At 71.8% G+C, this 13,977-nt stretch carries 14 protein-coding genes; 7 read left to right on the top strand and 7 right to left on the bottom strand.

Going from position 1 to position 13,977, the window contains the following annotated elements; translation table 11 throughout:
• From AB0F15_RS37805 to AB0F15_RS37795, 3 genes are all read right to left on the bottom strand, one after another.
• On the bottom strand, positions 1 to 866 hold an 866-nt coding region (locus tag AB0F15_RS37805), incomplete at its 3' end, for a Calx-beta domain-containing protein (RefSeq protein WP_360281350.1).
• Positions 867 to 1,294: 428 nt separating this feature from the next.
• Positions 1,295 to 1,945 (bottom strand): response regulator transcription factor, encoded by a 651-nt coding sequence (locus AB0F15_RS37800; RefSeq protein WP_360281348.1) that lies wholly within the window; start codon positions 1,943 to 1,945, stop codon positions 1,295 to 1,297.
• Positions 1,942 to 3,087, bottom strand: a complete 1,146-nt coding sequence (locus AB0F15_RS37795) for a histidine kinase (protein ID WP_360281346.1) — start codon at positions 3,085 to 3,087, stop codon at positions 1,942 to 1,944. Before AB0F15_RS37795 ends, AB0F15_RS37800 begins: the two co-directional genes overlap by 4 nt.
• A 146-nt stretch (positions 3,088 to 3,233) precedes the next feature.
• Between AB0F15_RS37795 and AB0F15_RS37790 the strand changes: the two genes are divergently transcribed.
• The 3 genes from AB0F15_RS37790 to AB0F15_RS37780 all read left to right on the top strand — a co-directional run bounded on the left by AB0F15_RS37790 (position 3,234) and on the right by AB0F15_RS37780 (position 6,185).
• The gene (locus tag AB0F15_RS37790) at positions 3,234 to 4,154 is read left to right on the top strand and encodes an ATP-binding cassette domain-containing protein (protein WP_360281344.1); all 921 of its coding nucleotides are present in this window, start codon (positions 3,234 to 3,236) and stop codon (positions 4,152 to 4,154) included.
• On the top strand, positions 4,151 to 4,933 hold the full coding sequence (locus AB0F15_RS37785) for an ABC transporter permease subunit (RefSeq protein ID WP_360281342.1): 783 nt from the start codon (positions 4,151 to 4,153) through the stop codon (positions 4,931 to 4,933). Before AB0F15_RS37790 ends, AB0F15_RS37785 begins: the two co-directional genes overlap by 4 nt.
• 73 nt (positions 4,934 to 5,006) lie before the next feature.
• Complete coding sequence (locus AB0F15_RS37780) at positions 5,007 to 6,185, top strand: hydrolase (RefSeq protein ID WP_360281340.1); 1,179 nt, start codon at positions 5,007 to 5,009, stop codon at positions 6,183 to 6,185.
• 26 nt (positions 6,186 to 6,211) lie between these two features.
• Here AB0F15_RS37780 and AB0F15_RS37775 read toward each other — a convergent pair whose 3' ends face one another.
• Positions 6,212 to 7,144: an AraC family transcriptional regulator gene (locus AB0F15_RS37775; RefSeq protein ID WP_360281338.1), complete on the bottom strand. Its 933-nt coding sequence runs from the start codon at positions 7,142 to 7,144 to the stop codon at positions 6,212 to 6,214.
• An 81-nt stretch (positions 7,145 to 7,225) separates the two neighbouring features.
• Between AB0F15_RS37775 and AB0F15_RS37770 the strand changes: the two genes are divergently transcribed.
• On the top strand, positions 7,226 to 8,041 hold the full coding sequence (locus AB0F15_RS37770) for an NAD(P)H-binding protein (RefSeq protein WP_360281336.1): 816 nt from the start codon (positions 7,226 to 7,228) through the stop codon (positions 8,039 to 8,041).
• A gap of 104 nt (positions 8,042 to 8,145) precedes the next feature.
• On the opposite strand, the gene AB0F15_RS37765 is transcribed toward AB0F15_RS37770, so the two are convergent.
• Positions 8,146 to 9,372 (bottom strand): MFS transporter, encoded by a 1,227-nt coding sequence (locus tag AB0F15_RS37765; protein ID WP_360281334.1) that lies wholly within the window; start codon positions 9,370 to 9,372, stop codon positions 8,146 to 8,148.
• A 78-nt stretch (positions 9,373 to 9,450) separates the two neighbouring features.
• On the opposite strand from AB0F15_RS37765, the gene AB0F15_RS37760 reads away from it, so the two are divergent.
• A complete protein-coding gene (locus AB0F15_RS37760) occupies positions 9,451 to 10,443 on the top strand; it encodes a DUF5937 family protein (RefSeq protein WP_360281332.1) in 993 nt (330 codons plus the stop codon).
• Between the two features lie 75 nt (positions 10,444 to 10,518).
• On the opposite strand, the gene AB0F15_RS37755 is transcribed toward AB0F15_RS37760, so the two are convergent.
• Complete coding sequence (locus AB0F15_RS37755; RefSeq protein ID WP_360281330.1) at positions 10,519 to 11,016, bottom strand: N-acetyltransferase; 498 nt, start codon at positions 11,014 to 11,016, stop codon at positions 10,519 to 10,521.
• A 378-nt stretch (positions 11,017 to 11,394) separates the two neighbouring features.
• On the opposite strand from AB0F15_RS37755, the gene AB0F15_RS37750 reads away from it, so the two are divergent.
• Together AB0F15_RS37750 and AB0F15_RS37745 are read left to right on the top strand one after the other, a co-directional pair.
• A complete protein-coding gene (locus tag AB0F15_RS37750) occupies positions 11,395 to 11,604 on the top strand; it encodes a hypothetical protein (RefSeq protein WP_360281328.1) in 210 nt (69 codons plus the stop codon).
• 164 nt (positions 11,605 to 11,768) lie between these two features.
• Complete coding sequence (locus AB0F15_RS37745; protein ID WP_360281356.1) at positions 11,769 to 12,239, top strand: DUF3558 family protein; 471 nt, start codon at positions 11,769 to 11,771, stop codon at positions 12,237 to 12,239.
• Positions 12,240 to 12,408: 169 nt separating this feature from the next.
• Here AB0F15_RS37745 and AB0F15_RS37740 read toward each other — a convergent pair whose 3' ends face one another.
• Entirely contained in the window at positions 12,409 to 13,953 is a 1,545-nt protein-coding gene (locus AB0F15_RS37740; protein WP_360281326.1) for an FAD-dependent monooxygenase, read from the bottom strand.
• Positions 13,954 to 13,977: the final 24 nt, after the last annotated feature.

Genomic DNA, 13,977 nt, shown 5'->3' with positions numbered 1-13,977 from the left:
GCCCTGAGCCGCCGTACCTGCAGATCGCGGGCCGGATCCGTGACGACATCCTGTCCGGCCGGCTGCAGGAGGGCGACGCAGTGCCGTCCGCCCGCTGTCACCTCCGCCCGCGCGTTCCCCAGCGTGCCGGCCGACGGGGCGAACAGCTCCAGCACGAACCGGGACTCGCCCTGGCCGGGTTTGCCGTCCAGCAGTTCGACCACGGCACTGCCGCCGGACGCGCCGGGCGGGATCGTCACCATCGCGTCCTTGACCGGCACGTACGCCGGTTCGTCGGTGCCGAGGGGCAAGGTCCGGTAGTGCACGGTGACCGGCGCCTTGGCCGGGCCGCCGAGCCGCACCCCGACCGTGCAGACATGCCAGCAGATCTTGCCGCCGTCGGTGGAGACCACGACCGGGGGCCCGGCGGCGCCGTCGTCGTCGAGGATCCCGCCCGCGGCCAGGTCGTCGGCGAGGACCAGGCCGACCGGATCGGACAGGCGCAGCAGGAACGGCTCGTTCGGCTCCCTGGCGGCGTCCTTGACGACCTGGACGGCGACGGTGCGCGAGGTGGAGCCGCCGGCCCAGCTCAGCTGTCCCGCGGCGGGGACGTAGTCGGCCGGGCTGGTCGCGCCGGGCGAGCCGTCCTCGGTCTTGTAGGCGACCGAGCCGGTCGGCGCGCACCCCGCGGCGGCCGTGACGGACACGGTGAACTCGAAGGTGGTGTAGGCCGGGCCGGGCTCCCCGGCGGCCGGGGTGCCCTCGTAGAGCGTCCGGTCGGCGACCGCCACCGACGCGGGCCCGCAGCCGGCGGCCACAGCGCCCACGGGCGCCGCCGTCCCCAGGCCGAGCAGGAGCACGACCACTGCGAGCACCGCTGTTCTCATCGGAGTCCCCCTTGCGTCCGGGCCCGCGGAGGAGCGCGCCACCCGGCATGCGTACCGCGTCTCGGTTGCAGCCGGGTTGTGACCGGCCGACGCGGGTGGCAGGCGCCCCCGAAGAGCGCCGCGGTTGCCGCGTCCATTGCCGCTCCTCTCCGTCCAGAACGGGTGACAGCCAGTCGCAGATCAGGGCGCCGGTGTTTCCCGCAGCCAGCGAGATCCATTCGAAAGTGCCGCCAACGACCCCGCCCGCAGCTCTCGTCACCCACCGCCGCTGCCCAGACCATGGTGGCGCAGCGCTCCTCTGGGACGTCCCGGAGTGCAGCCCTCTGCGAGCCAGTCAGCTGTGCCGTGAGGCTGTGGGCGTCCGACAGGTCGTTGGCCGTCGGAGCCTCGGCGACATCGAGCAGGCCTGGGTGAAGGCAGGCCGTCGCTCACATTGCGGCGAGCCCAGCCTGGTAAGCGAGGATCACCAGGTGCACGCGGTCGCGCGCGGCCAGTTTGAGCATCAGGTGCCCGACGTGGGTTTTCGCGGTTCCGGCGGTGATGTGCAGCCGGAGCCCGATCTCGGCGTTGGACAGCCCGGCCGCGACCAGCGCGAGGACTTCCTGTTCCCGCGCGGTGATCGCGGTGAGCAGGTCCGCGCGCGGGGACGGCCGGGCCGGGCGGGACGCGAATTCCGCGATGAGCCGGCGCGTCACGCCGGGGGCCAGCAGGGCGTCCCCGGCCGCGACCACCCGGATCGCCGCCAGCAGCTCGGCCGACGGGGTGTCCTTGAGCAGAAAGCCGCTCGCGCCGGCGCGCAGGGCCGCGAACACGTACTCGTCCAGGTCGAACGTGGTCAGCACGAGCACCCGCACCCCGGTCAGCTCCGCGGTGATCCGCCGGGTCGCCTCGATGCCGTCCAGTTCCGGCATCCGGATGTCCATCACGACGACGTCGGGCCGATGGGCCGACGCCAGCCCGACCGCGTCCACGCCGTTCGCGGCCTCCCCGACGACGTCGAGGTCATCGGCCGAGCCGACGATCTCGCGGAACCCGGTCCGGACGAGGGCCTGATCGTCGACGATGAGCACCCGGATCACCGGCGGTCCCCGTCCGGCAGCCGCGCGGCGACCTCGAACCCGCCGGGCACCGGGCCGGCGCGCAGTTCGCCACCGCAGAGCGCGGCCCGCTCGCGCATCCCGACCAGCCCATGCCCGCCAGGCTGTGGCGGGCCACCGCGGCCGTCGTCCGTGACCGTCAGCAGCACAGCGTCCTCCCCATAGGCGATCGTGACGCGGCACGTCGGGGTCCCGGCGTGCTTGACCACGTTCGTCAGGGCCTCCTGCACGATCCGGTAGGCCGAGACGTCGACCCCCGCCGGCAGCGGCCGTGGCGTGCCTCGCACCACGACGTCGACGGTCACTCCGGCGGCCGCCGTGCGCGCGACCAGGCCGTCCAGCCGGGCCAAGCCCGGCGCCGGTTCGAACAGGTCGCGCGAGTCGGTGTCCCGCAGCACGCCCAGCATCCGGCGCAGCTCCGTCAGCGCATCACGGCCGGTGGTCTCGATGACGCCGAGTGCGGCGGCTGCGACGGCGGGCTTGCGGTCGAGCACCAGCCTGCCCATGTCGGCTTGGACCGTGATCACGCTCATGCTGTGCGCGACGACGTCGTGCAGTTCCCGCGCGATGCGCAGGCGCTCGTCGGCGACCAGCGCGTCGGCTTCGCGTTCCCGGTGCGTCGCAAGGGCTTCCGCGTACACGCGATACTGCGCCCGCACCAACCCCACACCCCACCCGATCACCACGACGGCGCCGGGGAGCAGCACCGTCATCCACTGTCCGTTCCAGACGGCCGCGGCGGCGGCGACCACGACCAGGATCGCCGCGAGCGCCGCGTACGCGCGGCGAGAACCCCGCGCCGCAACCGAATACGCGACCAGCGCCATCGGCACGGACGCGAGCGGCACCACCGGCACCACCGACGTCGCCAGTGACATGCCGAACGCCGGGACACCCAGCCCGAACGCCACCCACGGCCGGCGGCGGCGCAGCACGAGCGGCACGGCAAGGACAGCGGCGCCGAGCAGACCCACCCCCCGCGATACGGGCTCCGCCTCGCTGTGCCCGTCGACGAGCGGGCCTGCCCACACGAGCGCGACCATCACGGCCGCGACGCAGTCGAGCGCGAACCAGTGTCCCGGCCGCAGCCGCCGCAGCAGCGGTGGGCGCACGTCGATCGCCATCGCCCGACCGTAGCCGGGCCGCACCGCTGCGCGCATCAGTCTCCGGACGTATGCCCGCGGGCATACGCCGCCGGGTGCCTGCCCGTGCGGCGACGACGGTGCCGCCGCCGTCCCGGCACGGTGGAGCGACCGGAAAGGGAGTGCCGATGATCGAAGCCGACGAGCTGACCAAGACCTACGGCCGCCGCCGCGCGGTGGACCACCTGAGCTTCCGCATCCTGCCCGGGCGGGTGACCGGGTTCCTCGGACCCAACGGTGCGGGCAAGTCCACCACCATCCGGCTGATCCTCGGCCTGGACTCGCCGACACACGGCCGCGCGCGGATCGATGGGCGACCTTACCGCGGGCTGGACCGGCCGTTGCGGCAGGTCGGCGCGCTGCTGGACGCGAATGCCGTCCACGGCGGCCGCCGTGCCCGCGATCACCTGCGCTGGCTCGCGCAGACCAACGACATCCCGCGAAGCCGCGTCGCCGAGGTACTGCGCCTGACCGGCCTGGGCGAGGTGGGACACCAGCGAGTCGGCGGGTTCTCGCTCGGGATGAAACAGCGGCTCGGGATCGCCGCGGCCCTGCTCGGCGACCCGGAGATCCTGATCCTCGACGAGCCGGTCAACGGCCTCGACCCTGACGGCGTGCACTGGATCCGCGGGCTGATCCGATCGCTGGCCGCCGAGGGCCGCACGGTGCTGATCTCCAGCCACCTGATGAGCGAGATGCAGCTGACCGCCGACCACGTGCTGATCCTCGCCCGCGGCCGGCTGCTGTCGGACTCCGGCGTGGCGGAGCTGGTCCGCTCGGGCGGCGGCGACGTGCTGGTCCGCAGCGCCGGTGAAACACCGCTCGCCGCGCTGCTCACCGCTCGCGGGGCCACGGTGGCGCCGGAACCCGGCCAGGGCCTGGCGGTGACGGGTCTCGACCCGGGCGAGATCGCCGCGGTGGCCGCCACGCACGGCATCGCGCTCGTCGAACTGACTCCGCGCGCGCCCTCGCTCGAGGACGTCTTCCGCCGCATCACCGATCCCGAACTCCAGTACCGCGCCGAGCCACACCGGGAGGACGCCCGATGACGCTGATCCCGACCAGCCTGGTCGCCGCCGAGTGGACGAAACTGCGCTCGGTCCGGTCGACACCGTTGCTCCTCGCCGTTGCCACGGTCGCGACCATCGGGATCGCGGTGCTGCAGGCCCGCTCGACCGTCGGCGCATGGGACGGCTGGGGAGCGCGCGCCCGCGCCGAGTTCGATCCCGTGTTCACGACGTTCACCGGATTCCAGGTGGCACAGCCGGCCTTCGGGCTGCTCGGCGTCCTGGCCGTCACCGCGGAATACGGCACGGGCACGATCCGCGCGACGATCGCCGCAACACCCCGGCGTGGCCGGGTGCTCGCCGCGAAGCTGCTCGTCCTCGGCACCGTGACACTGGTGACCGGGCAGGCGCTGGCGCTCGCCGCCTTCTCGGCCGGGCAGTTCGTGCTGGCGGGCAAGCACTTGGACGTCACCCTCGGCGACCCGAACGTCCTGCGGGCGGTGCTGGGCCAGGGTTTCTACCTGGGCACAGTCACGATCCTCGGCGCCGCGATCGGCACCGTGCTCCGGCACACCGCGGGCGCGACCGCACTCACCACCGGGTTGCTGTTCCTGTCCACCATGATCTTCAAGGCGATCTCCCCCAGCGGCTCCACGGCCCTGATCCACTGGGCACCGGCCGCAGCAGCAGAGGGCCTGACCTGGACAACGTTTCACGACCCGGACTGGCCGACCGCGGGATTCGCCTTGGTCGTCTGCCTGACCTACCTCACCGTCAGCGTCGCGGCGGCGGCCTGGCGCCTGACCCACCGCGACGTCTGAGCCCGGGCCGGGCGCTCCGGCGGCTACGGCCCGAAGGTCGGTGACAGCGACAACCACAACCCAAGGACAGCATGTGAAAACAAGCCGCACGGGCCGCCTCGCGGCCCTGGCCGTCACCGCGTTGTGCGTGGCGGGATCCGTCCACACCGCCAACGCCACCCCGGCGGCGGGGCCGCTCCAGCTCACCCTGCCGCCACCCACCGGACCCCATGCGGTCGGCACGGTGTCCCTGCATCTCGTCGACCCGTCTCGGCATGACCCGACAGCCGCCCGGAACGCGCCGCGGGAGCTGATGATCAGCCTGTGGTACCCGACCGGCCACCCCAGCGGCCATCCGGTGGCGCCCTGGCTGCCGGCGGGGGCGGCGACCCAGTTTCTCGCCGACAACGGGCTCACCCCCGGTCAGGTGCGGGTTCCGCTGACCCACGGCCACGAGGGCGCTCCAGTCGATCGGCACGAGGGCCGGCTACCGATCGTGGCGTACTCGCCCGGCCACGGCTCCGTCCGGTCGGCGAGCACGGTGGTGGTGGAGGAACTGGCGAGCCGGGGATATCTGGTGGTCACCATCGACCACACCTACGACGCGGAGGTGGTGGAGTTCCCCGACGGCCACGTGGTGCGGGGATTGCCCGACGGCGTGGTGGCCGATCCGGCGGGGACGCGAGTGGCCGACGCCCGGTTCGTGCTCGACCGACTTCGGCTGCTCGACAACGGAGGCAACCCCGACGCCGAACGCCGCCGGCTGCCCGACGGCCTGCGTGGTTCACTGGATCTGGGCCGCATCGGCATGTTCGGCGAGTCCGCCGGCGGCAGCGCCACCGCCAACACCATGTTCGAGGATCGGCGGATCGGGGCCGGCCTCAGCATGGACGGTCCGATGTTCGGTCCGGTGGTCACCGGCGGCCTCGATCGGCCGTTCCTGGTGATGGACGCAAACCGAACCAGCCGAGCGCTGCTGGCCGACCAGCAGACGTTCTGGTCGAACCTGCGTGGTTGGCGGCTCAACACCGGACTTCCCGGTGCGGCACACATTTCCTACGGGGACGAGGAACTGCTCGTGCCGCAGATCGCGCCGCTGCTCGACTGGTCCCAGGAAGAGATAGCCAAACAGATCGGCACGCTCCGGCCGGAACGCGTCGAGGCGGTGCAGCGCGCCTATCCGACGGCCTTTTTCGATCTGCACCTTCGGCATCAGGGCCATCTGCTGGACGGCCCATCCCGTCGATATCCGGAGGTGACCTTCATTCCCTGAACGGCAACGGCCGCGTCCGGATTGCCTCACGAACCGGAGGTCACCCTGCCGCGGCGCCAGTCCGAGGGGCTGGCGCCCCGGACGCGTTTGAAGGCGACGCTGAAGGCGAACGGGTCGTCGTAGCCGACCGTGCGGGCGACGGCGGCGATGGTGTCTTCGGTGTCGCGCAGCAGGTCCGCGGCCAGCGTCATCCGCCAGCCGGTCAGGTAGGTCAGCGGCGGCTCGCCGACCAGACGCGCGAAGCGGGCGGCGAACGCGGCACGGGACAGGCCGGCCCGGACGGCCAGCTCGGCGACCGTCCACCGGTGCGCCGGCTCGGTGTGCAGCAAGCGCAGGGCTTCGCCGACGCCCGCGTCGCTCAACGCCCGGTACCAAGCGGGCGGCGGCTCCATCCGGGCGCACCAGCCGCGCAGCGCCAGCACGAGCACCAGGTCCAGCAGCCGGCTGAGCACGGCGTCCTGCCCGGGCTCGTCGCAGGCCACCTCGACGGCGAGCAGGTCCAGCGCGCCTCGGGTCCGCGGCCCGGCGGGCACCACCGCCAGCGGCGGGAGCATGGCGAGCAGCCGTTCCGCGGCGGCGCCGTGGAGCTCGTAGGCGCCGCGGAGCATGGTCGTGGCCCCGGGCTTGCCGTCGCCGTAGGTGCGCGGCGCTGGGTTTCTCACCGGCTCCCCGCCGCCGACCGGATACTTCCTCACCCCGTGGATCACCCACTGCGGCGGGGTGCCCGGGTCGTCGGCGATCGTGTACGCGGCGGCGCTGATCAGCGCAAGGTCTCCGGCGGCGAGGCGCACCGGCGTGGCGTCGCCGACGCGCAGCGACGCGTGCCCGCCGAGCGTGGCCACCAGTGTGAGCGGCGGGGCGTCGGCGAAGGCCAGCGACCACGGCGGCCGCTGGATCAGCTGCCGGACCATGGCGTGGCCGGCGTGGGCCCGGTGCAGCAGGTCGCTGAGGACGTCCATCCCCGCACTGTAGACGCTGACAAAGGTATCCACGATTTTCAACCATGGATCGTCTCGCCTTCAGGGGGTTGGCTTGCGACCATGTCCACCACCTTGATTCTCGGCGGCACCGGCAAGACCGGCCGCCGCGTCGCCCGGCAGCTCGGCGCCGCCGCCCGGGTCGCCTCCCGCACCCGCGGCTTCGACCTCGCCGACCACGCGACCTGGGCCTCCACTTTGGACGGTGTCACGGCCGTTTACCTCGTGGAACCCAACCTGGGGGCCGGGGACCGGCTCCCGCGGTTCGTCGCCGAAGCGGTCTCGGCCGGCGCCCGCCGTCTCGTGCTGCTGTCCGCCCCGCGCGCCGGCGAAGCCGGCCATCCACTGCACGCCGCCGAAGAAGCAGTCCGCAACTGCGGCGCGGGCTGGACCATCCTGCGCCCGAACTGGTTCGCGCAGAACTTCAGCGAGGGCCCGTGGGCGGCAGGCATCCGCGACGGCGCGTTGACCCTCCCGGCCGGCGAAGGACGAGCCCCGTTCGTCGACGCCGAAGACATCGCCGCGGTCGCCGCAGCGGCGCTCACCGACGACCGGCACCACGGCCAGGTCTACGAGCTGACCGGCCCACGAGCAGTCGGCTTCGCCGAAGCGACCGCACTCATCGCGCAGGCCACCGGACGGAAGATCGACTACCGCGACATCGACCCCGAAGCATTCATCGAGCAACAAGTCCGTTACGGCGTCCCGGAACCCGTGGCGAGCCTGCTCACCGGGCTGCTGGCCGAACTCCGCGACGGCCGCGGCACCGACCTCGCCGACGGAGTCCAACGCGCCCTGGGCCGCCCGCCGCGCTCGTTCGAGGACTTCGTCGCGACCACCACCTGGCCGGACCCGGTGCTGCCGCCCAGTCTTGCGTAGCCGCGGGTGGGTGACGGGCACAGTGGCAGGTGAGCCTCGCGTCGACCACCGTGTGCTGACCACGCGTCGAAGCGTCGGATAGCCCGCAAGGCCTTCGCCTCGTTTCACGGCACATCCTGACGCGGCAACGACTGCACCAGGAGAAGCAGGACCAAGAACGTCCCGGTGCCGGCGAGAACGAAGGTGGCACGGGCGCCGACCACGCCGACGAGAAAACTGCCCAGCGCGTAGGCGAAAGCGGCTCCCAGCTGTGCGGCAGTGCCGATGGTGCCGAACACCCGGCCGAGGAACCGGCGGGGCACGACGTCCTGCACGACAGTGTCGTACCCGATGTTCTCCACGGCGTTGCCGGCGCCCGCCACCAGCTGTGCCACCACGACCACCGCGAGCACCGGGGCCAGTCCGTTGACGACCGTGCCGGCACCGGTGGCCACCACGGCGACGACGAGCAGGGCGATCGGCCTGCGCCCGCGGGCCAGCCGGGTACAGGCAAGCGAGGCCAGGACCATTCCGACGCCGAACGCGCCGGCTGCGACGCCGTACCCGGCCGGGCCGGCGTGGATCACGTCGCCGGTGAGGAAGACCAGCGCCACGTTGTCCACCGCGGCGAACGCGACGAGCAGGAAGAGACTCAGAACCAGCACCGAGAGCTGCCGAATCGCCACGACATACCGCACCCCGTCCCCCGCTTCGGCCCACACCCCCGTGACCGCACCAGGGTCCCGGGCCGGCTCGATGGCCGGGAGTCCCCTCAGCAGCAAGGCGGACGCGAGAAAGGTGGCCGCGTCGACGGCCAGCGCGGTGTGGGCGCCGCCGGGAGCTGCTCCCAGCACGCCTCCCAAGCCCGGGCCGACGGTGAGCGAGAGGGTCCGGCCCAGCCCGAAGAGGGCGTTGGCCGGTGCGCGGCCGGCCGCGTCGACCAGGACCGGAACCAGGCTGCGACCGGCCGGGTTCCGGATGGTCGCCAGGATCCCGGCGACCGCCACGAGTCCGGTCAGTACCGGCAAGGGCGGCAGCGTGATCGCGGTCAGCCCGATCACCAGCGCCGAGGCCAGTTCGCACCGCATCATCAACCGGCGTGTCCGGACCCGGTCGGCGAGGACCCCGGCCAGCGGTCCGCCGAGCCGGGGCAGCGCGTTCGCCGCCAACAGCAAACCCACCCCCGTGGGGCCGTCTCGCGGGGCGACGAGCAGGACGAGCGCGGTCGTGGTGATCCCGTCACCGACGAACGACACCGCCCGCGACGCGCACAACGACCGGAACGCGGGGTTGCCGGAAAGGAGGCGAGTCCCGGACACCGGAGCCGCGGGCGTCGGCGATGGTTCGGCCATGACCATGAGGGTGCGGGCCACGGGCCGGGGCCGCTGAGGTTCGGTGCAGGCCGAATCCTCGTGTAGCGTTTTCGTGAAATGACGCTGGTGCTGAGGTTCGGCCGCGGGGACGCCGCACGGTGCCGGTTCGCGATCTCGCCGCTGCAGGAAACGATGGCGGCACTTCTGGTGCTCAAGAAGCCGGGTCGCCACGGCTGGTACCTGCCGTGGCTGCACGACGTCCGGCCCGTCATCGCCCGGCTCGATCTGGGACTGCTGGACGCCGCCGCCCCGAGCAACGGGTACGGGCCGGATTTCCTGTGGCCGAGCCCGACCGGCCCGCTCACCACCATCGAGGACGACCTCGCTCAGGTCCGGGCCACCGATCCCGCCGTCGTCGCCGCCGAACTCGCCGAGCACGTTCGTCGCATCGATCGCCACGCCCTGCGCGACGATCTCCACCGGGTCCTCACCGGCGACCCCGTCATCGCCAGGAACACCTTGGTCACCCAGCAGCGGCTGGCCTGGCAGGCACTGGTCGAGCCACTGTGGGACCGGATCCGCGGCCTGCTCGACGCCGACATCACGGCCCGGGCACGGCAGCTGGCCGACAGCGGCCTGGCGGGACCGTTCGCCGACCTGCACCGGCGAGCGACCTGGAAGAACGAAGAGCTGCACCTCACGGGCTTCCGGCACGGCACGGTGGATCTGCGCGGCCGCGGCCTCATTCTCGTGCCCACGGCCTTCGGGTGGCCGAACCTCGGGATCGGGCCCACCGACGACACCTCCGTCACCCCTCCCGCACTGGTCTACCCGATGCTCGGCGCGGCACGGCTGTGGGAACCGGCCACGCGATCACCCGCCATCGCGCGGCTCCTCGGCTCCGGCCGCGCATCCGTGCTGGCCGAGACCCTCGTCCCGAGTACCACCGTCAGCCTGGCCCACCGAGTCGGCCTCGCTCCGGCAACGGTCTCCGAGCACCTCACGGTGCTTCGCGAGGCCGGCCTGGTCACCGCCGCACGACGCGGTCGTGAAGTGCTCTACCGCCAGACACCGCTCGCCGCAGCACTCCTCCACCCCGATCCGTTGTGATCGACCGGCCCAGGAACGACTGCCGTACGACCGCGCCCCGCGCGAACCCGGGCACAGCTCACCGCTGGGGACGTGTCACGAAATCGGCGGCAACGCGAGCCAGTCCTGCCAGGTGATGTCGCGGCCCAGGAACCGGGGCCGGCGGAAGGGCCAGTCGTCGGCGATCCACTGCGGCACGAGCGCATCGAGCGCACGCTCCACTTCGCTGCCGACGAGGTCGTCCACCACCCACCAGGACACCTCACCGTCGGAACCGGTGCGCTCGGGCGGGTCGATGTACACGCAGCCGAGGATCGCGGTCTCCTCCTCATCCAGCAGCGCATAGTTGAACGACTGGTGTGCGGCTATTTCCTTCTCGTGCCGCAGCAGGTCGAGCCGGTCCTCTTCATAGGTCATCGTTTCCTTGGGCCAAGACCAGGCCGGGCCGAAGATCCTCCACAGGCGCTCCCGGGAGCCCATCACAGCGGGATAATCCAGAGCAGTGTCCGACTCGCGGATCGGCCGCAGATGAAGCGCGGTGTCGAGCACAGGCGTGTAAACGGGGTGGACGAAGTCGTCGGGCAGCCAGCTCATAGCGGCAGAGGCTACACAACCGGTCGTCGTGGCATCCGCAAGATCATTCACGGACACACGCTCAAGCCGCATCTCCGAAAGCTGGCGTGCGAATGGGTGACGTGCTCTACGTCCGCGGTGCCCTCGACAAGGCCACGATGTAACAGCCAGCTGCATGGTGGCGTGGGTGAACGCGCTGTGCCGCTGTCGGTGTCGGTACGCGGCAGGCGGCGTCGCCGCGTCTGGCCGTAACGCCGACGTCCGCTCATGTCGCCGCGCCCTACACCAGCTTCCGGGACCACGCGGTCAGCACGCCGCCGCTGGACTACCGGCCCCTGGCCGACTTCATCGAACACCGGCCGGTATCTCTGCCCGCACTGGAGCGCCACCTTGGCCGGCTTGAGCTCACCACACCAGATCATCCGCCGACACGCCGTCGCCGTCCTCGGCCGGCAACGGCTCGGCCATGACATCGGACGGCGGGTGTTGCCGCTGCTTTGCCGTACGATCCGGCAAGACCCCGACGCCGTCGTACGACGCCTGTCCATTCTGTCGCTGTTGTGGTGGCGCAACGATTCCTGCCAGCTGGTCGCGGCCGCTGGTCCGTGACGAGCGGGGTCGTGGTGGTGCCCGGTGTGACACGGCTCGGTTCGGCGAGGGCTGTGGTCGCGTCGTCTCCGGAGCCCAGCAGGGTGCCCAGTGGGGCACGTTCTGTCACATTGGCGGGATCTGGGGTAGGGGGATGGATGCGCGGTGTCGTGCTGCGGTCATGACTGCACCCAGGCGAGATCTGCGGCTGCGCGCCGCTGCCACTGGACCAGGTCGACAAGCCCCTTGATATAACCAAGTTCGACGCCGACCCGTGCAGCCTGCTGACGAAAGACCAGGTAGCTGCCGTCGTGGCCGATCCACCCAGCGACGTGAGCGCGTTCCGAAAAACCACCACGCCTGTCTACGGCTGCTCCTGGGCCACACCTCTCGGCACGAACGCCACCGCATCGAAACCGGCCAAGAGCCCGCGCACCCTCACCGAGCTGTCGGAGTCAGCGGCGCGGAAAGCTGTCGTCTACCAGCGACGAGGTAGCACCGACGACTGCTCGGTATCCGTCCAAGTCACCGGCCAGCAGATGCTGACCTTCCAGATCACCGGGACGGACCTGCCCCACAACTACTGGGCCAACGACCGCTGCGGCGGTGTCGCCAAAATGGCCGAAGCCGTCATCGGCAACCTCCGCCGAAACTAGACAACTCCTCGCTGTCCCACACCAAGCCGGCGCCTCATCGGCATGCACTCACATGCCGACGAGCGGGAATTCGCGCCGCGGCCATCGAGAGGCGCTCCTTGCGCGACTGGATCCTGACCGCACCGCCCATCGCGACCGGCGGCTGATCGCGCTGGAGCTCATTTGCCCGTTATGCGGGGATGGCCGCGGTGCCGAGCACTCGGGTCACCGCCTCGGCGAGTGGCGTGCCGCATGCCGAGTGCCAGGCGACGACGACGTCCGGGCGCAGCAGCAGAGCGCCGTCGGCGGGCAGGCAGACCTCGGCGAGCCAGTGCTGGTGCGACACCGTGGCCAGACGCAACCCGAGACGATCTGCTTCGGCGATCCAGCGTCCGTTGCCCGGGCCGGCGAGCAGGGTCAGGCCGGGCCCGGCGAGGTCCACAGTGGACGTCTTGGCGTCGAGCCAGGCATGGGGCACGCGCGTGCCGGGACGGCCCGCCGGGGCGTAGTGGTCGACGGGCGCGGGGCCGCGGCCGTCGGGCACGAACGCGCCTTCGGTGTACTGGGTGCCGAACATCGTGGCCGGCAGGTCGTCGTGCCGGCTGTCGGGCTTGGTGAAGGCGGCCAGCATGTCGCCGACGTGCCCGCGGACCGTGCTGGAGGCTTCGGCGATCGCGTAGCCGGCCGGACGGCGTTCGGCGTGGTAGGTGTCGAGGAGGACGGGCGCCGCCTGCCCGGACAGTACGGCCGCGAGCTTCCACGCGAGGTTGGTCGCGTCGGCGATGGCGGTGTTGGCGCCGGCCGCGGCCATCGGGGGCATCATGTGCGCGGCGTCGCCCACCAGGAACACGCGGCCGTCGCGGAACCGGTCGGCCACGCGCATCGCCGACTCCCAGGGCGACCGGCTGAGCAGTTCGACTTCGAGATCCGGGATGCCGGTCACGATGCGCAGGAGGTCGTGCCAGTCGCCGTCGCCGAGCGTGTGCGCCTCGGGGAAGTCGGCCGTCGAGAACAGCCACCGGTCCGTGCCGTTGACCGAGAGGAAGGCGCCCGAGGCCACCGGGTTGTCGATCTCGCACAGGTTGAACGGCTTTTCTCGCGCGAGCTCGGTGAGATCGGCGCGGAAGTAGAGGTCGAGGTTGTCGGCGAGATGGCCGTGGCCGCTGCGCGGGATGCCCAGTGCGGTTCGGATGGGACTGCGGGCGCCGTCGGCGGCGATCAGGTAGTCCGCGCTCAGCTCATACGGCTCGCCGTCCGCCGGCTTCAGCAGCGCGGTCACCCCGTCGTCGTCTTGGTTGAAGGACACCAGTTCGGTGCCGAGCCGCACGGACACGCCCCGTTCTTCGGCGGCCCGGCGCAGGATCGGCTCCAGCACGACCTGCGGGCACAAGACGTTCGGTCCCGGGCTCAGCTCGGGAATCCTCGCCTGCTGCAGCCGCCGTTCCCGCATGGTGCCGGTCATTTCCCGCGCCCGGGCGGCGGCCAGCGTCGGACCGGCCAGGACCTCGGTGAACGACGCCAGCGGCGCACTCGCCTCGGCGACCTCGGCCGCCAGACCCAGCAGGCGGAACACCTCGGTGCTGCGCGGGTTGAACCGGCGCGCCTTCGGCTGCGGCGACACACCGGCGTGCTTCTCGATCAGCACCGGATCCACCCCTTCGCGGCGCAGCAGCAGGGCGGCGGTCAGCCCGGCGATCCCGCCACCGCTGATCAGAACAGGAACACGAACCGTCATCGGAACTCCTCGAGCTAAAAGTGG

The organism is Amycolatopsis sp. NPDC026612, from assembly GCF_040638285.1.
Classification (GTDB): domain Bacteria; phylum Actinomycetota; class Actinomycetes; order Mycobacteriales; family Pseudonocardiaceae; genus Amycolatopsis.
Note: the sequence above shows the minus strand (reverse complement) of the source record. Positions and strands in the feature narration are given on the sequence as shown.